Origin of the sequence: Limosilactobacillus agrestis (assembly GCF_014145585.1) — a bacterium.
Lineage (GTDB): Bacteria > Bacillota > Bacilli > Lactobacillales > Lactobacillaceae > Limosilactobacillus > Limosilactobacillus agrestis.
Window position 1 is genome coordinate 1 of the sequence record NZ_JACIVF010000035.1, and the last position, 19,895, is coordinate 19,895.

A 19,895-nucleotide genomic window follows, 5' to 3' on the forward strand; every position below is an offset into this window, starting at 1 on the left:
ATCGTGATTGAAGACCCTACACATTTGATTCGTCGAAACTTTGTTCAGTTTTCAAAGGTCTACCTGTTAACTAACTAAGCAGCCAATCAACATATTCATTATAACATGTACCAAATCGGCTTGTCAAGAAGAAATTTTAATTAATTTCAAATTTCTTTGATCGATAACTCAATCAGCAACTTTATTAATATATCATGTCGTTAAACAGATGTCAACAATTATTTTTAACTTTTTTGTCAAACCATCTCAACAGCACTTAACTGTTTTGACAACGATAACTACTATACATGGATATTTCTTCTTCGTCAATACTTTTTTCAATTTTTACTTATTTTTTCGTTTAGTTTGCTCTCAGTATGATAAATGATAACAAAGGATATTCATCCGTCCAAAAATCAAAGATCCATTCAACACTATTTGAAGAGAATGCTTAATCAACCATACGATTAATGTTTATTCACCGATGAATATATTTTCTCAAAAATTATTAAAAGTTTTAAACGCCCCTTCACAACATTTTTCTATCTTGCTACACTTTAACAGTATTATCTTAATTACAAAAAGGAGAATTACCTTGGCAACTCTTATTGATTTTATACTACATATTGATGTTCACTTAATCCAAATTGTTAATCAATTCGGCGATGCGACCTATTTGATTCTATTCGCTATTATTTTTATTGAAACTGGTGCGGTCATAATGCCATTTCTACCCGGAGATTCCCTTCTCTTTGCTGCCAGCGCATTAGCTGCCGACCCTCGCTATCATCTTAACATTTGGATCTTCATTTTTATATTCTTATGTGCATGTTTGGGTGGTGATTCCCTTAACTTTTTAATTGGTCATAAGATTGGGAAGAGTCTTTCTAACCATTCACTTTTTGGAAAACTGATTGCCAAAGATAATCTAGAACGTGCTGAGACCTTCTTTGAAAAGCATGGTGCCCCGGCTATTATTCTAGCCCGCTTTATTCCGATCATTAGAACATTTGCTCCATTTGCGGCAGCTGGTTCAGGCTTCCCATATAAGCAATTTATTCGTTATAGTGTAGTTGGTTGTGTTACCTGGGTAGCACTTTGTTGTGGATGTGGTTACTTCTTTGGTAATCTCCCATTCGTTCAAGAACATTTTTCTGTAATCATCCTTGCGATCATTGTAGTTACTTTAATTCCCGCTATCGTTGGAGCATTACGTTCACGTTTTGTTAAAGAAGATGCGTAACATAAGCTTTAACCATCCCCAGATTAAAAGTAATATGATTAATGTCAATCCTAACCATAATTCAAATAACACTGTAAAAAATTTTTCGGGCATCAATAATATGATTGGTGTTGTTTGCGGTTCAAATAGCCAGTCCATATTGTTAAAGAAGAGGTAGTGGAATTTTATAAAGAATTCACTGAAATTTATTACCCCTATAAATCCACTAAAAAACAATAAAATAAATAACACCTGAAACGGTAGGATCAAGCGCCAAAGCTGATTTTGCCGTTTTTGTTTTTTAAATTCATATACTAGCATTGGTATTGTAAACACCATCACAGCTTCATTCAATAAAATCAAGTGCTTCACATCCTTAAAATGTTGAAGCGCAGAAGGAGCAATCGGTAAATACCTTAGTTTGAGAATTTGTTGTGTCGGAAGCTGAATATATTTAATTACTCTCCAATAGTCGGATATTAATTCAGAGGCAGATAGTCCTAGAAGATGCTTAGGAATTGTAATAAAAAAAGGTGAGATATTAATAACAACAAAAAGAGCAATACTAATAGCAACAACTAAACTAAGTAGTGTCAATAATATTGCTCTTCCCCATTGAACAAATTCAAACTTTCCATTCATCAAGATTGTTCACCTGATATGTTGGCTGATTTTTTTCTTTTGTAACATCCTCCGGGCGCGATAAGCCAGTATAAACTAATAAACTATCCATCCCTACATTAATTGCTGCCTCAATATCGGTATGGTAGTTATCACCAACCATAATTACCTTTTCTTTAGGTAATCGAACTCTTTCAAGTGCCATTTCCATAATTATTGCTTCTGGTTTACCAATCATCACAGGTTTTACCTGAGTTGCATATTCTACTAACTTTATAAGCGAGCCTGCTCCCGGAACCATTCCCCGTTCATTTGGTAAATTACTATCAGCATTAGTCCCAATAAATTTAGCGCCATTTCTAATTAGCAAAACCGCCCTTTCAAGTTTTGCATAAGTAACGCTCGTATCTAATCCTACTACTACATATTCGGGTTGGTCATCGGTCAGGATAAAACCGCGCTTTTCTAAAGCTAAACGCAATCCCGATTCACCAATAACATAAATCTTACTTTTAGACGGCGCTATTGTCCGTAAATAGTCCGCAGTTGCGATTGCTGTTGTATATATATTTTCCGATATAACGTTAATATCATGATTATTACGGAGGTTCTCAGCGACATACTCTGGTGTTCTAGTACTATTATTAGTTACAAACAAAACCTCTTTCCCCGCTTCTTGAAGTCGCTTAATAAACCTCCTAGCAGCTGGAATTTGTTCTTTTCCCTTATAAGTAGTCCCGTCTAAATCAATAAAATATCCTTGATAATCTTTCATCGTTTTAACTTAACTCCTCTTTTTCTTCCGTTGATGAATCACAAACTTTTGACGATGGCCGTTTTTAACACGTTCTGCGCGCTGATCATGCCGTTGAAACACATTCGGCTGTTTAACTTTCCGCCGCCGCTCATGAATGATTGGTGTAGTTTTTTTTCGACGTTGATGGCGACCGTGTCCATGTTGCCGCGGAATATAAACATCATCGTTGTGAAGAATAAAATACGCACATCCAAAATTACAATACTCAAATAAATAATCTTCAATCGTATCAGCAGCTAACTCTGGCTCAAACAAAGGATTCCTATTATCATAAAAACCTTTTAACCGTAATTGGTCATATCCCCAATCACCAACGATATAGTCATATTTACTTAAAACACTACTAAAACGTTCTGCAAATTTTTCTGGATTGAAGCCGTTACGATAATCTTTTACTAATTCGTAGGGATGACCATTAACAGTAAAATGGGTTCGATCTTTTTTCTCAATATGATAGATTAATGAGCGTTGCTCTTCACGCTGGTCAATATAGTCTTGAATCTTAGCCCGATTCATCTTTCTCCACCTTCTTTTTATTACTGTTATCTCGGATATTTTATAGTTTTCTTAGCCACTATTTCTTCTATTTCATGAAAATTCAGTGGTGCTCCAAACTTCGGCTTATTTTCAAGATAATCCAGTTCAGGAGCATCTACCCCCACATTTATATTCTCTTTAACAGGAACAGAATAATGATGAATATGGCCATGGAGGTTAATAATTTGTGGTGCTATTCCTAACATAAGTGGGTAATGAGTTAAGTAGTATTGACGATGATTGTATTTTAATAGTACTCCTACATCATGAAATTGAAATTTAGGAAGCCCATTAAATTCATAGTTATTATTTTCTAGGTACTTAAAAAGGGCCCGACTATCGTGATTACCCTTTATCAGTATTAAGTGTCCATGGAGCTGTAATAGTACCTTAAGAATTGCTTGATAGGCATCCCGTTGAGGTTTAATAAAATATAGAGCAATATCTCCTAAATGATAGACAATATCATTCTCGTCGACTTTATTGTTCCAATTATTAATAATCGTTTGGTTCATCTCATCAACATCATTGAATGGTCTTGGGGCAAATTGATTTGTACCAAGGAGACTATCATGAAAAAAATGAGTATCTGACGTGCAAAATTTCATAAAGAATCTTCTTTCTTAAAAAGACAATAATAGTTATCTTAAATTCTAAAATAAAAAGAGACTAGAGACAAATACTCTCGTCAACTAGTCATCTTTGGGCAAATTATTTAGTGCTTAGTTATTTTTCTTTAAACGTTCAATGTCACGAACAATCATTAATTCTTCGTTAGTTGGAATTAACAATGTCTTAATTTTTGCATCATCAGCGGAAAGATCACGTTCAACACCATGACAATTGTTCTTTTCTTGATCAATCTTAATGCCAAAGTAGCCAAGCTTATCTGTAATCATCTTTCGTACTGGAACACTGTTTTCACCAACACCTGCAGTGAAGACAATAGCATCTGCACCACCCATCTCAGCAATATATGCCCCAATGTAACGAACAATGCGGTTAACATAAATATCTAATGCAAGTTGTGCCCGGTCGTCACCCTTTTCAGCGGCTGCAAGAATGTCACGCATATCCGGTGAGATACCAGAAATTCCAAGTAAACCAGACTTATGATTCAAAATATCAATCATCTCATCAGAGGATAAGTTTAGTTTACCCTGCATAAAAGCAATTAATGATGGATCAACATCCCCTGAACGAGTTGCCATTGTTATTCCTGCAACCGGGGTGAAACCCATTGACGTATCAAATGATTTGCCATTCTTGACGGCAGTAATTGATGCACCTGCTCCAATATGCATGGTGATTAATTTAAGTTCTTCAATCGGTTTCCCTAACATTTCCGCAGCCCGAGTAGATACATAACGGTGACTTGTACCGTGAGCACCATACTTACGAGCACCATACTTCTTATACCAATCATAAGGTACACTGTACAACGCATTCATTTCTGGCATATCAACATGGAATGATGTATCAAAAACAGCAACCGCAAATGCATGTGGTAATACTTTACGGAAAGCCTTAATACCAACTAATTCTGCAGGCTCATGGAGTGGGGCATACTCTGACAATTCATCAATTTTGCTAATAACATCATCATCAATAATTGTTGAATCCTTAAAGAATTCCCCACCCGCAACGATTCGGTGACCTACTGCTGTAATTTCATCGTAACTTGCCACAATCTTTAATTCAATTAACTTATCTAACAAATAATTAACTGCGGCAGCATGATCAGCAAACGGCTTATCCTCTTCATGCTTTTGATCATTACCATACTTAATCTTAGCATGACCCATCTTTTCACCAATACGTTCAATCGTACCTTCAGCCACTACATCTTCACTTGGCATATCAAATAATTTGAATTTAAGGGTTGAACTACCAGCGTTAACTGCAATTGTTTTTGACATTGACTTTTCTCCTTTAACGTAAATTCGTTGTTACCCATTTACTGATATCATCCATGAATGAAGCAAATTTTGCTTTATCCTTAAATGAAGGAAACTCACCCAACAAAACTTTAACTGCTTGTTTGCTATCTCCGCCCTGACGCTGCAATAATAAAATTGATTTTTGCGCATTCGGATTAGCAAAAAGTTCTGCCGGTAAATTGATAAGTCCTTGTAAATAAGCAACAGACTGAATCCATTTAACAAATGATTGTGATTCTTTAGTTTGGAACAAGCTACTAGGCACCAAGAACACTCCAAATGCACCAGGCTTAAGATAATTCATAGATTGTTCAATCAATAAATGGTGAACATAGGAATGCCCTTCCTTAGCCCGTGTTTGATAGTTTTTAGCGTTTTCATCAAGTGGGTAGTAACCAATTGGCAAATCAGAAATAGCTAAATCACATTGAGGAATATCCAAAGCCGTTACAGCATCCTGATGGTACAGCTTTACATTAAGGTGTTGTAATTCTGTACTTACGCTCGCAACTTCTAACATATCTTCGTCATTATCTATTCCATAACCAACAATATCTTTATCTCCATTTACTTTCAACTGATTCATAACGGTTGTTAATAAATTAGCTGTTCCAACGGCAGGATCAAAAACTGTCTTAATCTCCTTAATTTTTGTAACCTTTTCAATTAAGAAAGCCATGATTAAGCCAATTGTATCAGGAGTCATTTGATGATTAGCCTGAATTGCGTCTTTTCGAATTACTTTCAAAAAACTCAGCTGGATAATTTGCCGGATAATTTCTGGCTTCACATTTTGTAAATTTAATTCTTGGTATATTTTCTGCAATTCTTTTACAGTTTTTTCATTAGGAACACCGTCATCAACACGAACAGTATTATCGTCAATAATATTTTCTGCGTTTTCTAATAGCGCATCTAAATATGAACAATTTAATGCTGCTTGTAAAATTTCAGTGGCCTTATCAAAAAGCTCAAATAATTGCTGTGGTGTTTTCTGTGTCAGTGCTAGTCGCCTCCAAATAATACAATCATTACCCTATTAGTTTAACTATTATTTCTAGCAAATTCAAGATAACACTCTTAATGGCCACTTAGATTATCCTTTATTCCATCAATATAAATCGAACAAAGATCTCGGCCTATTTCCTGATAATTCTGATAATAGCGATATTGAAATAATAAAACTGAGCTAATTATAAGTAATACTGCAATACTTACAAATAAAATAGAACCTTCTTTTTTATTTTGATGGATAAAGCCTAACAATTGCACTCATTTTCTCTCCATTCTTCCTTGTCACTTTAATCAATACTCGTTGAGAATCAAGTTGAGTAAACGAATATTCATGATCCTTAATATTATCTAGCAATGGCATATAACCACCCTCATTTTGGCATGTTAAGTATAGAGTGTGATTCCCTTTTAAATCATATTTTTGATCGGTTATCTGACTGTACAACAATAAATGATTATCACGAATTCCTATTAATTCGAAACGATGATTAGCTGACTCTAGCTCCCGTAAAAACAAATGCCAGGTGATTGTTGGTTCCAAATTCATTTTACTTACTTGTTTCATACTAGTTGTAACTAGGCTTATACTGATAATCACTAATGAAGAAATAATTAATGCACAAGTCGCTTCTACTAAAGTAAAGGCTTTTTTCTTCATTTTTCAACCCGACAAAGGCATCGATCATTATTATATACAACTACCTTTTGTAATGTTGCTCTTGCAGTTAAATCACCATCCTTTAAAATGACTGGTTGCTTTTTAAATGCATATAAATCACTAGCCTCTTTTCCTAACCTCGTTGCAGCCATTTTTAACTGAAGATTCCTATTTTGTAACCACAACTGCTTTTCGCAAATAAAAAACAAATTTATTCCCATTGCTACAACAAGTAAACTAATTAAACTATCTGCCATCATAAATGCTTTAGCGTTCTTCAATTCGGTACCCTCCCCATCCTAACTGAATTTTCATGTAATAATAACGACCATTGATTAATGATTTAAATCGTTGAGTGCAGGGGCGAGTATAGCCATTGGGTGTAAGATAGAGTTCACCAAACCACTCAACATTCAGCGTTGAGGGAATGGGAATCACTTTTGTTTTTCTCGTTTGATCATTTATGCGAAAAGTAATCATTTCACCATTTTTATCATAACGAATTACAATAAATTGATGTTTATTCTCACACTCTAATTGGGCCCACTGCCAGTCTTGACGTAATGATTGCCAAAATTGTTCTTCAGCTAGTTTTTGACGTGTTTTTGTAAAATTCGGAATTGTAATTAGTAAAAGGAGGGCCGTGACCCCTAAAACAATTATTGTTTCAAGGAACGTAAAACCCTCTTCCCGAAGATTCATCGCTGGATTGCCTTTCCATCAACAATTACAATTTTTTCATGCTGTGCCTGTCGAATTTGCGCATCGGTCAGGTAGTTTGCTTTATTTAATTCTTCTAAACTAACATTATCAGTCCCATTTTCATTTTCATATGCATCAATTTGGGTTTGAATTACGGATGTCATTGCCTTCCCATGAATACTATTAGCATGTTTTCGTTGTTGCGAGAGATTCGGAATCATGATTAATACTAATAAGCTAATAATAAAGAGGACGATTGACATTTCAAGTAAGGTAAATCCTGCTTGTTTCTTTTTTAAAATTTTCATTAATAAACTCCTTGGAATGAATGATAAATCGGCAATAAGATACTAAGATATAAAACAACAATTATGATTGCAATAATGCTAAAGATAACTGGTTGAACAAAAATTAGTAAACGCTCAATTGAAGTCGTGAGGGCCTGAAATTTCAAATTTGCAAAAACAGTTAAGTCCCGTCCAACATTTTCCCTTGTCGCTCCCTTATTCATAAAAATGATTAATTCATTAGGGAGAAAAGAATAAGTAGCCATCATCTCTGAAATATCTCCGTTGCGTTGAATTGTCTTCATTATTTTGTTACCAAAAATATAAAGAATTGATTCCTTATCAAAGCTCTGAGTAATTTCACAAATTTCAGCCAACGATAATCCTTGTTGTAGCATTGATCCTAAAATACTAGTTAGATAATATTGAAAATAAAAACAATAGCATTTGCCAACAATCGGCATTGTACAAATCTTTATTAATCGTTGTTCCTTGTCCATTTGATACCATCTTAGCCACTGAAATACGGTGCTAATAAAGATAATGGTAAAAAGATAAGTTGTGCCTAACGTAATCATGTGAATCGTCGGCAAGGTTTCCCCTTCTCCTTGCCAGACCTTCAATTCCGGAAAGACAAATAAAAGTAATCCGCAGATCACAACTCCTAACATCCCTAAAAGAATTAATGGATATTGTAAGAGACTAAATAACTTTTTTCGTTGCCGTTCCCGTGCCGCAAGTATTTTCCCTATTTCACTCAATGTTTTTGTTAAGTTACCATGTTTTTCTGCTAATAGTAATTGATAGAACAGATCATCTTTTATTTCTGTCTGTAAACTCTGGGCAAAACTCGCTCCCATTCGCATGCGTTTATCTACAGAATCAATCCATGGACTTAACTTAGGTTTCACAGTTTTAATGAAACCAAGAGCTTCTCTAATAGAAAAGCCAACACTTAACAAAGCTGCTAATAGCAGAAAGAAATTTGCCTGTTGCTGGTGAGTGAATTTAACCTTGACGATATTGCCGCGCAGTATTCTCCGTAATTTTTCCATTTTCCACAGCCTGCTGAAGGCTTTTTGTCCAGTCATCAGATACTCCTCCTTGCTTAATACCACTAAGTAAATTACTAAATTGGTGTCGATCTAGCAGATCACATAAGATGGCTTGTTCTCCATTCACCAATGGGATCAAGCGCTGATAAGATACCGCCGTTAGCCCCTGCTTAAGGTAATAAGAATCTATTCCTAACTGTTGAAGACGTGCAACAACTCCATAAGCATTTCGTGCATGGATCGTTCCTAAAACTAAGTGGCCACTTAATGCAGCTTGGATGGCCATCGCTGCTGTCTGCGAATCACGAATTTCGCCAATAATAAAAACATCTGGACGATGACGTAAGCCAAGTTTTAATAAACTTTCATAGTCCATCCCTGCTAATTCATTGACCTGCAATTGAATAAAATCTGGATGATCAATTTCTACCGGATCTTCAATTGTTAATACAATTTGTTTCGGTATTAACTGTTGTGCAAGTTGGTACATGGTAGTCGTTTTACCAGCTCCCATTGGCCCGGCAAAAAGAATTAGCCCTCGTTGATGGCGATATTCCTGTAATATTCTCCACTGATTAGGAACCAAAAAATTAAAATTAAGTTCATTAAGGGGATATATAAAACGAATAACTAATGATTCCCTTCCTTGGTAATCACCAACACTTGATAAACGTAAATTAATCTTTTGGTGACTATAATTAAATTTAAAAGCGCCTAACTGGGGTCGCCGGTGTTCACTAACTGCCATATTGGCGCAATATTTTAAGTACGAGATAAAACGTTGACCATAGTCGTATGTAACCTGTTTAAAGGGAGATAGGGTCCCCTTTATCGCTAACGATAATTGATAATACCTATCATGAGGCAAGATATATAGGTCACTTGGTTGTTTACGAATTATTCCTGTTAATTCTTCTTCAAAACTCGGCATATTTTAACCTCCCTATTATTTAAATACGGATAAATTCTAAAAATGCACTAAAAAAATTTAAAACTAAAAAAGAGGTTAAAAAGCAAAATGCTTTTTAACCTCTTAATAATAACGATTAAACTATTCTTCATCGTCATCTACGTCTGGTAAAATACCAGTTTCGTAAATATCAGCAACATCATCATTTTCAGTTAATTCATCAATTAAATGACGGTATTGCTTTGCCTTATCTGAAGGTACCTCTGTCCGATTTTGAGGGATCATGGTAACTTCAGCAGTATCTAATTCATAACCTTGTCCTTGAAGAGCATCACGAACATCTGTCATGTTACTTGGATCAGTGAAGATTTGGAACTTTTCTTCAGTTGCCTTCATATCTTCAGCCCCAGCATCCAAAGCATCCATTAACATATCATCTTCACTCTTATCAAGACCATCACGAAGGATTTCGATTAATCCTTTACGGTCGAACATGTATGAAACTGATCCACTAGCACCTAACGAACCACCAGAGTGACTAAATGCTGAACGAACAGCAGATGCAGTCCGGTTCTTGTTATCAGTAAGAGCAGAAACCATTACTGCTACTCCACCTGGTGCATAACCTTCATAAGTAACTTCTTCGAACTTAGCTCCACCAATACCTGAAGCTTTAGCAATGGCACGGTCAATATTCTTTTTAGGCATGTTGGCCGCGTGTGCCTTATCGATTACAAGCCGTAATTGAGCGTTGTTCGCTGGATCAGGATCACCTGCTTTAGCTGCTTGGTACAAATCACGTGAAATCTTTTGGAAAATCTTACCACGCTTAGCATCTTGGGCGTTCTTACGTCCCTGAATGTTATGCCATTTTGAATGTCCTGACATTACTGACTCCTCTTTTCTTTATTAGTGTAATACAAACAGATAAATTTTAGCAAATATTCATCGCTAATTCAAGGTTATTGGCGAGGTCGCCATTTCCGTTTTACAAATTGCAGAATAAACAACACAATACTAACGACGATTATAATCATTGAGATGTGAAATCCCGTCTGTTGAAAATCATTAGCAACTTGGGAAATAAAAGGGCTTAAATCTGGTTGCCCTTCACCTATTTGCAAAGCAAGCGCATGAATAGCCATAACGGTTCCGGTATATAAAATTGTTCCCCACAGACAAATCCACCTAAAACTACTAATTAAGTGTCGTCTCCATAATCCCTTAAGAATTAATACAATGAGACCGATAATTGAAATCGCTAAAATAAAATTGGTAATCGTTTTAGCAATTTTAATTCCATTAATTAGTTGTGCAACTTCTGGAGTATTTAATTGACTATTAACCATCGAATTAATGTTACTGGTAATTGCTGAAGAACTACCTGCTGGAAGCATCGAAGTTGACAAACCATATTGAGCTAATTGGGAATTAACAGATGAGTTCACACTATTAACCACAGGTGATAAGTCAAGCTTAATTTTTTCACCCGCATATATCTGATCAATCGCCTGGTTGATTAGCTTATCAGTATCACTTTTCTGCAAGACAGAAGTTGAAATCCCGTACTGGGTTAGGCTACTGTTAACTTGACTTAATATAACCGATTCAAGCGACGAACTTGTAACTTCTTTTTTGATAAAGTTGACATTTAAGAGCGTCGAATTAACTAGTAAGGCTAATCCGAGCAAAGTCACACAAATTACACCCCATAAACAGTATAAAAAATGATGCTTTTGCGATGTTGCCTCTATTGATTGCTCAACTTTTTCTTGCCGTTGTGTTCGCCGTAATTCACTTCGGGTTGTCACAACACATCACAACCTACTTACGAGTTGATTGGCGTTCAACAAAGCCATGATCTAAAATAACATTCTTTTCGTCATCATTGCCGTCATTGCCATCCAATAATTTTGTAAGCAATCGCATTGAAATAGCCCCCAAGTCATAGAGGGGTTGAGTGATTGAAGTGATTGTTGGACGAACAATTTTTGTGTAATTAGTGTCGTTAGATGAAATTAGTTCAAAGTCAGTTGGAACACTAATACCAGCATCTGTAAGGCCATTTAAAAGACCAGCAGCTAAACTGTCATCTGTTACATAAGCGGCCTTTAACCCCTTTTCAATCACTTCTTGAGCCTTGGCATATCCCGCTTGATAGGACCCATCCGTTTCGATGACTAATGAATCATTGAATGTTACATTATTATTTGCCAATGCTTCTTTATATCCATTTAGCCGATCGCCACTATTAATGGAGTACCGTAATGGGCCCGTGATATAGGCAACTTGTTGGTCGCCATGGTTTAGCAAAAATTCAGTTGCTTCCTTAGCAGCTGCTTGATAGTCAATCCGAACACTTGGTAAAGCATCATCGTTAACAATAGAACCGGCTACTACAACTGGTGTGTTTGTGCTTTCAAATTCATTTCGTAGATCATCAGAAACATCATGCCCCATAAAGATAAGCCCATCGACTTGTTTAGCAAGCAAGCTCCGAACCACTTTTAGAATCTTTTCATCATCAGAATCAGAATTAGTTAAAATGATATTGTACTTATACATTGAAGCAACATCATCAATTCCCAATGCTAATTCCGCAAAATATGGATCAGTAATATTGGGAATAACTACCCCGACTGTTGTTGTCTTTTTAGAAGCTAATCCCCGTGCAACTGCATTAGGACGATAATTAAGCTGCTTAATTACATCTAAAACCTTTTGTCTAGTTTCTGGTTTTACGTTTGGATTACCATTTACTACCCGTGAAACAGTGGCCATTGAGACACGAGCTTCTCGGGCAACCGTGTAAATTGTTACTGATTGTTTTTCCATAAGATAGCCCTTTCTTTATTGGTATAATCTGTTTTCATATTTTTTCATAACTTAGTTAATATAGCAGATTTAGTTTTAATTAGCAAACGTTCTTCATTATTTTTTTACTACCATAACAATATGTTATAATATTCGCAATCTTTTTTAGGAAGTGAATGCCGTGACAAAACTTAATCAACTACAAAGTACTCTTACTGAAAAGGGATTAGATGCGGCTTACATTAGTGATCCGATGACCATCAATTATTTAACTGGATTCTACAGTGATCCAGTAGAACGAGTATTAGCCCTAATCCTTTTTGCTGATAATGAGCCATTTTTGTTTGCGCCAGCTCTTGAAGTAGAAGCAATAAAGGATACTGGTTGGAAATATCCGGTATATGGATACTTAGACCACGAAAAACCCTTCAACCTTATTGCCAAACATATCAATCAGCATGCTGACTCACCAATTAACTGGGGGATTGAGGAAGAATCCTTAACTGTTGATCGTCTTCGGGCCTTAAAAGAAGTCCTCCCTAATGCTCATTTTAATACTGATCTATCTCCATTGATAGCAAAGATGCGGATGATTAAAAGCGATGATGAAATCGCCAAGCTAAACGAAGCTGGGAAATGGGCTGATTTTGCTTTTAAGGTTGGATTTGAATCAATTCAAATTGGTAAAACAGAACAAGAAGTTGCCGCAGATTTAGAATACGCTCTTAAGCAACACGGAATTAATAAAATGAGCTTTGATACACTTGTTCAAGCAGGACCTCATGCGGCTGAACCTCATGGTGCTACCTCTAATAATAAGATCCAGAATAATCAGCTTGTTCTTTTTGATTTAGGAACAATTGTTGATGGCTATATTAGTGACGCCTCACGAACTGTGGCCGTGGGAACTTTAACTAACAAACAAAAAGATATCTACAAGGTATGTTTAGAAGCGCAATTAGCTGCTCAAGATGCCGCCAAACCTGGAATTACTGCCGAAGAATTAGATGAGATTGCTCGTGATATTATTACTGCAGCCGGTTATGGTGAATACTTTATTCACCGTTTAGGACATGGTATGGGTAGTAGTGAACACGAATTCCCATCAATCATGAATGGCAATCAGTTAGTCCTTGAGCCAGGAATGTGCTTCTCGATTGAACCCGGCATCTATATCCCAGGTTTTGCTGGCGTACGGATTGAAGACTGCGTTCATATTACAGAAGATGGTTGCGAATCATTTACACATACAACTAAAGAACTATTAACTTTCCCTAATTAGAGGGACTGGAACATAAGTCGATCAGCGTAAAATAAAGACCGCTAACGTTCGGTGTTACTGAGCGTTAGCGGTCTTTTCTAGCTTGCTTCCGTTTTGCAGTTATTCTTTATCATCATCTTGGCTTACTTCATCGTCTTCAGTAGGTGATGGCTTTTGATCATTAGTAGCGTCAATAATAATATCATTATTATCTTCATCTGCTTCTTTATTCTTCGCTAATTCTTCACGAATCTCAGCAGTTTGCTTATCAAAGTCATCGTTAGTTATATGGTTAACCACTTTATTAGCACTATTCTTTACCTTACCTGTTACATTATTAACAGCATCGGCAGCGCCACTCACCTTATCATTCAAGTTAGAATCACTCATAAGATCATCAACAATGTCTAATGCATCTAAAGTATAATCAGTTACATAATCCGCAACTTCATTAAATTTTTCATTGATACTTCCTTTCAACGCTTCCTTTTTAGCTGGTGCCATTTTCTTCCATGCAGCATATGTTGCAGCGCCACCTAATAACATCCCAGTAAGTAACTTTTTACTCATTATTTGTCATTTCCTTTCTTTTGCTTCCGGTGCTGTCTAAATTTATTGAAGACATCTAAAACAAGTGCCTTACCTGCAAATTTAAAAATACCTCGATCCAATTGTCGCTTTTCACGACGCACCCGAGCTTTATCAACCATTTCTTGAAGTGAAGCATTTACTTCTGAAACACTCTGACTTACATCTGCAACTGCTTTAACAGCTGGATCTAATTGTTCTGATTTATGGTTAATATCATCTAACAATGTATTCGTGTTACTTAACACATCCTCCATTTCTTGGCTAAGATAATGAACATCCCGCGTTAAAGTTGTAATACTTTTATTTGTTTCTTTCATTGTCTTACTCAATTGATTCAACAGGATACATGCAAAAATGACTAGGATTAGGAATGCGATTGCCGCAATTAACCCTGCCAACTGGCCAAAAGTCATCTGATAATCCCTCCTTTTGTTTTCAAAATACTTATTCAATACTAAGAATATCATAAAACAAATAAAAACGATAATCTAGTGTAGTCGACAGAAGCTTGTCTTCCCTGTTAAAATGTTTATTAGTATTTTTTAGGAGGTTATTATGATTACTGGTGCCACTTCACTTACATCAAAACAAATGGAACAATTAAAAAAAGCTTTTACAGATTTATCCTGGCACGAAATTTCACAACAGCTTTTAAGTAAATTTCTTTTAATTATCGTTACGTTTGTCTTATTTTTAATGATTTTATGGGTAGGACGAGTTATCATTGTCCACCTTTTTCAAGAATCAAAAAAATACAACGTGCTTAAAAATAGCAACCGGATGGCAACGGTAAAAACCCTTGTCTTAAATATTTATCGTTATACTTGTTATTTTTTCTTATTGTACGCTGTATTATCAGAAATTGGCGTTCCAGTGGGTACTCTGATAGCTGGAGCCGGAATTTTTAGTTTAGCATTAGGGCTTGGTGCGCAAAGCCTCGTTAGTGATATTGTGACTGGATTTTTCATCCTACTTGAGCAACAATTAGATGTCGGGGATACAGTCCAAATTGGCCAAGTCAAAGGAACGGTTACTGCACTTGGAATTCGTACCACACAAGTTACTAGTTCCGATGGGACACTTAATTTTATTCCTAACCGTAATATTACTATTGTTCAAAATCTTTCACGAAATAATATGGTTAGCAACGTTGATATTCGGATTACTTCGAAGACCCCTCTTAGCAAGGTAGAAGAAATTGTTACGCAAGTTAATAAAAAACTAGTACCACAAACAAAAGCACTACAGTTAAAACCAGTCATTGTGGGTCCAGTCGTTACCCCAGATGGTGCACTCGTTTTTCGTGTAACAATAACAGCAGTTAGCGGAAAACAGTCATCTGTCGCTAGTCGCTTTTTAGCTGCCTATCTTAAAGAATTACGCGCAAATAATATTCCAATTGCTTGGGAAGGAGTACCTAATGAGTATTAAATTAATTGCTACTGACATGGATGGTACCTTTTTACGAGACGACCATACTTACAACCATGCCTTATTCGCAAAAGTCTTTCGTCAACTTGAACGTCATAATATTTACTTTGTCGCTGCTAGTGGATCCAGTTTCCCACGGTTGCAACGAGAATTTAAAGACTACACCGCCAAAATGGGATTCATTTCGCAAAATGGTTCAGTTATTCATTTAGGAAGTAAATTATTTAAATCTTTTCCCATTGATCAAGAATCTTTAGCACGGGTTATTCATGTCCTTGACCGTTTCTATGGCCCGCAAGATATTAATCAATTAGTAATCTCTACTAGTGAAAAATCTTATGTCGATCAGGGGATGAGTGCTCATGATTTCAATATTGTTAAACTATTTTATGAAAATGTGGAGCGCGTTCCTGACATTCGGCAGATTTTTACTCAACGGCCAACTGAAGATTTTACCAAGATATCGATTAATTTTGCTAATCATATCGATCTTAAAAGAGTTGCAACAACCTTAGATGGTTACTTACCGCCATCCTTAATCATGGAAAATTCGGGCTTTAATACTGACTTAATTGGTAATGCTGCTGCGACTAAACAAAACGCCCTCAGCCTTTTGCAGTCCCACTTTAATTTAAAAGCAAATGAAATTGTTACGTTTGGTGACAATGAAAATGACCTCGGGATGTTAGCAATGACCAGTCAAAGTTACGCAATGCAGAATGCACAACCGATTATTCAAATACAAGCCGCCCACACCACAACAATTGATAATAATCATGATGGCGTCTTACAAACTATTAACCAGTTAATTAAAAATGAACGATAAAAAGAATAGGCCTCCAACGTTCGATAAAACCGAACGTTGGAGGCCTATTGTTGTATTACGCTATTTGTTTTTATGAAAGCCACCTGACTTATGTCCCAGTTCCTTTTTTATTATTTTCCAAAAGTATGCACTGTATAATTGACTGCTTTTAACATTTCCCGACGCGTCACAATCCCACAAAAATAATTCTGATTGTCCACTACCGGTAAAAACGACTGGTCAATTAAGAGGTGTAAATTTTCTTCAATATCAGTTGGATCATGGATAACCGGAGTATCCGTTTGCATCACATCCCTAACGGTTAATTCATTTAAACGTTCCACATTGATCCGTTTTGTCTCCAATAATTGGTCAGTAATCATTGCTAAAGAAACTTGACCACAATAATGATTTTGATTGTCGATCACAATAATTTTAGCGTAACGATCCTTAGTAAGCACTAAGAATGCATGCGCTAAACTATTACTTTGGTTTACTGTCGCAACTAAACTAGCGGGAATCATAAACTTCTGCTTATTTTTCAGCAACAAAGTCCGCAAATGCTGATCAATCACAAAAATACACTCCTTTATTTTTGACGACTAAATTCACAATGTAAATTGGAAACAGCCTTCATCTGGCGGTTATAATAGTCTACAATAAACCATTCAGGTTGCGCATCAATAATTGCGAAAGTACCCCCAAGTTTAGCATATTCGCCACGGGGAAAACTAATACTGCCAGGATTAATTATTAGCATTTGATGGTCATAAACAACCCCTAGTTGATGAGTATGACCATAGCACACAATAGAGGCACCCTTTTCTTGACCAGTAAGCATCAGCGGAGTAAGTGAAAAATTAACCCGTTGTAAATGACCGTGAGTAACATAAAGTCGCTCTTGACAGTCATTAACTACCAACTCATTAGGATATGACAAGCCATAATCATTATTTCCTTTCACTACTTCAAAATCGCTCATTGGTTCTTTATCAGGGGCCAATTCCGAATCACCGCAGTGAATCATTAGGTCAACTTTATCATCAAATTTCTGAACAATCTCTGTCAAAATCTCTTCTTCACGGTGGTTATCACTTACAACTAGTATCTTCATTTTTATTGCCACCAATCATTAAATTGCTTCATAAATGATCGTAATGCTCGTCCACGATGACTAATTTGGTTCTTTTGGTCTGCTGTTAACCGTGCCATTGATTGACCTAGTTCATCGACATAAAAAAGCGGGTCATAACCAAAGCCATTTTCTCCAGTGAGTTGATGAAGAATATGACCATCAACCCGACCATTAGCAACTAATTTTGTCCCATCAGGTTTAATACCAACGATAGTCGTATGGAAGTGAGCAGTTCTTTTTTCATCAGGCACATCTTTTAATGCCGATAAAAGTTTAGCATTATTAGCAGCATCATCATGATCACCAGCATATCTTGCGGACCGGACACCTGGAGCTCCCCCAAGGGCATCAACCATTAGACCCGAGTCATCAGCCATGACCGGTAGTTGTAGTTGATCAGCAGTTGTAAGTGCCTTAATTGTTGCATTTTCTTCAAATGTTTTACCATTTTCATTAATTACTATCGGGGTAAAATCAGCTAAGGTTTTGATTTCAATTCCTAAGGGAGCAAGCATCTCTTGATATTCACGAGCTTTCCCGGTATTCTTTGTCGCGATTACAATTGTTTTCATTTTAATCTTCCTCATTTAATTGAATATGTGCACATTTGTTATACCTATTCGGTAGCCATTTTTGCGCGCCAGCAACTAAGTCTTTGACATCTCCTGTTGAATAAAGTTCAACCCTTGACGTTAAATTATCACTCAATTGGTTTTCACTGGTTAATAGTTCCCTTGCCTGCCTAATTGTCTCAAATGCAGGATCAATTAACTGAACATTAGCTCCTAATTTATTATGAATTTCTTTTTGTAAAAATGGGAAATGGGTACATCCTAGAATTAAAGCTTCGATCGACTGATTATCAAATACTTCTAATTCAGTATCCACAGTTTTTTGGGCCAAAATTGTCCCTGTTTGTCCATGTTCAACAATTGAAACCAGTGGTTGGGCGGGAGAACTGATAACACCTAGCGCAGGGTTAAGTTTAGCTAATATTTTAGCATAGGCACCATTTTTAATAGTGGATTCGGTACCAATTACGCCAATTTTTTTATAATGATGTTGAGTGGCCGCCCTTGCTCCTGGCTCAATCACTCCAATTACCGGAATTGGTAATTCATTCTGAAGAAGTTGAAGAGCTGCGGCAGTCGCAGTATTGCATGCAATTATCATCATTTTTACATCTTGTTTTACCAAAAATTTTCCAATTCGTAATGCTAATTGCTGAACCTGTTCTCTTGTCTTAGTTCCATATGGAAAATATCCCTGATCACCCACAAAAATTACAGATTCATGGGGTAGTTGTTCACGAAGTACCCGAATTACAGATAGTCCACCTAACCCTGAATCCATAACCCCGATTGGTCGTTTATCCATTCTCTCCACCTCGTTAATTCATTTAAACGGTTAGAACCTTGAAACTATATTATCCTTTTCTCTTCAAGATTTTGCAAGTTTTTCAAGTTTAACCCTATTAAGATCTTGAATTTTAAGTATAATAATAATGATTGTTAAAAAGGAGCGAGTGGATATGAGTCAAAAATTATATAATCAGTTAATAGCAGGTCATCAAGGATTAGGGACTGGAACAATGCGCGACGTTATTCTTCCAGCCATTCTGGGTAAAGAAACGGATGAGATGCTATATTGGATTGGTAAAGATCTCGCTCGGGTATATCCTGTTGCTACGATTGAGGATTTAGTATATCTCACTAACCAACTAGGATTTGGCCGCTTAACTTTACGTAAAAAAAGCAATACTTCCCAAATATGGCGGTTATCAGGAGTAATTGTCAAGGAACGAATTCAACGAGATGAAGAAGAGACCTCTTTTGGTTTAGAATGTGGTTTTCTTGCTCAAGAAGTAGAATTTCAACTAGGAACCGTTGCAGAGGCAAAGATCTTAGACCGTCACCATGATTATATTGATATTTTGATTCAAAACGATCCACAAAATTCGGCCGACAACGAGCGATCTGAAATGGTAACATTCATCACTGTTGACCGCCCGGATGCAAAAGAAGAAGCCCCTAAAAAAGAAACTCATCATTCGTTACTAAAGCGACGAAAAAAAGATAAAAAATAGGTTTAAAATAATTAAAAAGCTGGAAGAAAA

26 protein-coding genes are annotated in these 19,895 nt (G+C 36.3%); 5 read left to right on the plus strand and 21 right to left on the minus strand.

The window, feature by feature from the left end; genetic code table 11:
* Window positions 1–574 precede the first annotated feature (574 nt).
* On the plus strand, window positions 575–1,222 hold the full coding sequence (locus H5R88_RS02250; RefSeq protein WP_182578107.1) for a VTT domain-containing protein: 648 nt from the start codon (window positions 575–577) through the stop codon (window positions 1,220–1,222).
* Here H5R88_RS02250 and H5R88_RS02255 read toward each other — a convergent pair.
* The 15 genes from H5R88_RS02255 to ccpA all read right to left on the minus strand — a co-directional run bounded on the left by H5R88_RS02255 (window position 1,196) and on the right by ccpA (window position 12,577).
* Window positions 1,196–1,843 carry a TIGR01906 family membrane protein gene (locus H5R88_RS02255; protein WP_182578106.1) on the minus strand — a complete coding sequence of 216 codons (648 nt, stop codon included), beginning with the start codon at window positions 1,841–1,843 and terminating at the stop codon, window positions 1,196–1,198. The two genes, H5R88_RS02250 and H5R88_RS02255, sit on opposite strands and share 27 nt — an antisense overlap.
* Window positions 1,827–2,597 (minus strand): TIGR01457 family HAD-type hydrolase, encoded by a 771-nt coding sequence (locus tag H5R88_RS02260; RefSeq protein WP_182578105.1) that lies wholly within the window; start codon window positions 2,595–2,597, stop codon window positions 1,827–1,829. The genes H5R88_RS02255 and H5R88_RS02260 overlap by 17 nt, the downstream gene beginning before the upstream one ends.
* A gap of 9 nt (window positions 2,598–2,606) precedes the next feature.
* Window positions 2,607–3,155 (minus strand): YutD family protein, encoded by a 549-nt coding sequence (locus tag H5R88_RS02265; protein WP_182600154.1) that lies wholly within the window; start codon window positions 3,153–3,155, stop codon window positions 2,607–2,609.
* A 26-nt stretch (window positions 3,156–3,181) separates the two neighbouring features.
* Window positions 3,182–3,784 carry a metallophosphoesterase gene (locus H5R88_RS02270; RefSeq protein WP_182600155.1) on the minus strand — a complete coding sequence of 201 codons (603 nt, stop codon included), beginning with the start codon at window positions 3,782–3,784 and terminating at the stop codon, window positions 3,182–3,184.
* Between the two features lie 114 nt (window positions 3,785–3,898).
* Window positions 3,899–5,095, minus strand: a complete 1,197-nt coding sequence (locus H5R88_RS02275) for an acetate/propionate family kinase (RefSeq protein WP_182578102.1) — start codon at window positions 5,093–5,095, stop codon at window positions 3,899–3,901.
* Window positions 5,096–5,108: 13 nt separating this feature from the next.
* The gene (locus H5R88_RS02280) at window positions 5,109–6,119 is read right to left on the minus strand and encodes a class I SAM-dependent methyltransferase (protein WP_325065026.1); all 1,011 of its coding nucleotides are present in this window, start codon (window positions 6,117–6,119) and stop codon (window positions 5,109–5,111) included.
* A gap of 237 nt (window positions 6,120–6,356) precedes the next feature.
* Window positions 6,357–6,788 carry a ComGF family competence protein gene (locus H5R88_RS02285; RefSeq protein ID WP_182578101.1) on the minus strand — a complete coding sequence of 144 codons (432 nt, stop codon included), beginning with the start codon at window positions 6,786–6,788 and terminating at the stop codon, window positions 6,357–6,359.
* Window positions 6,785–7,048, minus strand: coding sequence for a hypothetical protein (locus tag H5R88_RS02290; RefSeq protein ID WP_372457367.1), 264 nt, complete (start codon window positions 7,046–7,048; stop codon window positions 6,785–6,787). The genes H5R88_RS02285 and H5R88_RS02290 overlap by 4 nt, the downstream gene beginning before the upstream one ends.
* Window positions 7,049–7,055: 7 nt before the next feature.
* Window positions 7,056–7,490: a hypothetical protein gene (locus tag H5R88_RS02295; RefSeq protein WP_182600156.1), complete on the minus strand. Its 435-nt coding sequence runs from the start codon at window positions 7,488–7,490 to the stop codon at window positions 7,056–7,058.
* Entirely contained in the window at window positions 7,487–7,798 is a 312-nt protein-coding gene (gene comGC / locus H5R88_RS02300; protein ID WP_182578098.1) for a competence type IV pilus major pilin ComGC, read from the minus strand. Before comGC ends, H5R88_RS02295 begins: the two co-directional genes overlap by 4 nt.
* On the minus strand, window positions 7,798–8,868 hold the full coding sequence (locus tag H5R88_RS02305; RefSeq protein ID WP_182600157.1) for a type II secretion system F family protein: 1,071 nt from the start codon (window positions 8,866–8,868) through the stop codon (window positions 7,798–7,800). The genes comGC and H5R88_RS02305 overlap by 1 nt, the downstream gene beginning before the upstream one ends.
* On the minus strand, window positions 8,786–9,763 hold the full coding sequence (gene comGA, locus H5R88_RS02310) for a competence type IV pilus ATPase ComGA (RefSeq protein WP_182600158.1): 978 nt from the start codon (window positions 9,761–9,763) through the stop codon (window positions 8,786–8,788). The genes H5R88_RS02305 and comGA overlap by 83 nt, the downstream gene beginning before the upstream one ends.
* A gap of 120 nt (window positions 9,764–9,883) precedes the next feature.
* Window positions 9,884–10,630, minus strand: coding sequence for a YebC/PmpR family DNA-binding transcriptional regulator (locus tag H5R88_RS02315; RefSeq protein ID WP_182578095.1), 747 nt, complete (start codon window positions 10,628–10,630; stop codon window positions 9,884–9,886).
* Window positions 10,631–10,704: 74 nt separating this feature from the next.
* The gene (locus tag H5R88_RS02320) at window positions 10,705–11,553 is read right to left on the minus strand and encodes a hypothetical protein (RefSeq protein ID WP_182600159.1); all 849 of its coding nucleotides are present in this window, start codon (window positions 11,551–11,553) and stop codon (window positions 10,705–10,707) included.
* 13 nt (window positions 11,554–11,566) lie between these two features.
* Complete coding sequence (gene ccpA, locus H5R88_RS02325) at window positions 11,567–12,577, minus strand: catabolite control protein A (protein ID WP_182578093.1); 1,011 nt, start codon at window positions 12,575–12,577, stop codon at window positions 11,567–11,569.
* Window positions 12,578–12,737: 160 nt separating this feature from the next.
* On the opposite strand from ccpA, the gene H5R88_RS02330 reads away from it, so the two are divergent.
* Window positions 12,738–13,838 carry a M24 family metallopeptidase gene (locus tag H5R88_RS02330; RefSeq protein WP_182600160.1) on the plus strand — a complete coding sequence of 367 codons (1,101 nt, stop codon included), beginning with the start codon at window positions 12,738–12,740 and terminating at the stop codon, window positions 13,836–13,838.
* A gap of 99 nt (window positions 13,839–13,937) precedes the next feature.
* Here H5R88_RS02330 and H5R88_RS02335 read toward each other — a convergent pair whose 3' ends face one another.
* Together H5R88_RS02335 and H5R88_RS02340 are read right to left on the minus strand one after the other, a co-directional pair.
* Window positions 13,938–14,387, minus strand: a complete 450-nt coding sequence (locus H5R88_RS02335) for a hypothetical protein (RefSeq protein ID WP_182600161.1) — start codon at window positions 14,385–14,387, stop codon at window positions 13,938–13,940.
* The gene (locus H5R88_RS02340) at window positions 14,387–14,821 is read right to left on the minus strand and encodes a DUF948 domain-containing protein (protein ID WP_182600162.1); all 435 of its coding nucleotides are present in this window, start codon (window positions 14,819–14,821) and stop codon (window positions 14,387–14,389) included. The genes H5R88_RS02335 and H5R88_RS02340 overlap by 1 nt, the downstream gene beginning before the upstream one ends.
* Before the next feature lie 142 nt (window positions 14,822–14,963).
* Between H5R88_RS02340 and H5R88_RS02345 the strand changes: the two genes are divergently transcribed.
* Together H5R88_RS02345 and H5R88_RS02350 are read left to right on the plus strand one after the other, a co-directional pair.
* Window positions 14,964–15,839 carry a mechanosensitive ion channel family protein gene (locus H5R88_RS02345; protein WP_182578089.1) on the plus strand — a complete coding sequence of 292 codons (876 nt, stop codon included), beginning with the start codon at window positions 14,964–14,966 and terminating at the stop codon, window positions 15,837–15,839.
* A complete protein-coding gene (locus tag H5R88_RS02350) occupies window positions 15,829–16,665 on the plus strand; it encodes an HAD-IIB family hydrolase (RefSeq protein ID WP_182600163.1) in 837 nt (278 codons plus the stop codon). The genes H5R88_RS02345 and H5R88_RS02350 overlap by 11 nt, the downstream gene beginning before the upstream one ends.
* A gap of 110 nt (window positions 16,666–16,775) precedes the next feature.
* Here H5R88_RS02350 and cbpB read toward each other — a convergent pair whose 3' ends face one another.
* Genes cbpB through murI form a run of 4 tightly spaced genes read right to left on the minus strand, consistent with a single transcriptional unit; the run spans window position 16,776 to window position 19,156 of the window.
* Entirely contained in the window at window positions 16,776–17,219 is a 444-nt protein-coding gene (gene cbpB / locus H5R88_RS02355) for a cyclic-di-AMP-binding protein CbpB (protein ID WP_182600164.1), read from the minus strand.
* A 14-nt stretch (window positions 17,220–17,233) separates the two neighbouring features.
* Window positions 17,234–17,758: a metallophosphoesterase family protein gene (locus tag H5R88_RS02360; protein ID WP_182578086.1), complete on the minus strand. Its 525-nt coding sequence runs from the start codon at window positions 17,756–17,758 to the stop codon at window positions 17,234–17,236.
* A gap of 2 nt (window positions 17,759–17,760) precedes the next feature.
* Window positions 17,761–18,351 carry an XTP/dITP diphosphatase gene (locus tag H5R88_RS02365; RefSeq protein WP_182600165.1) on the minus strand — a complete coding sequence of 197 codons (591 nt, stop codon included), beginning with the start codon at window positions 18,349–18,351 and terminating at the stop codon, window positions 17,761–17,763.
* A gap of 1 nt (window position 18,352) precedes the next feature.
* Entirely contained in the window at window positions 18,353–19,156 is an 804-nt protein-coding gene (murI, locus tag H5R88_RS02370) for a glutamate racemase (protein WP_182600166.1), read from the minus strand.
* Window positions 19,157–19,310: 154 nt separating this feature from the next.
* On the opposite strand from murI, the gene H5R88_RS02375 reads away from it, so the two are divergent.
* The gene (locus H5R88_RS02375) at window positions 19,311–19,865 is read left to right on the plus strand and encodes a YslB family protein (protein WP_231794678.1); all 555 of its coding nucleotides are present in this window, start codon (window positions 19,311–19,313) and stop codon (window positions 19,863–19,865) included.
* Window positions 19,866–19,895 lie beyond the last annotated feature (30 nt).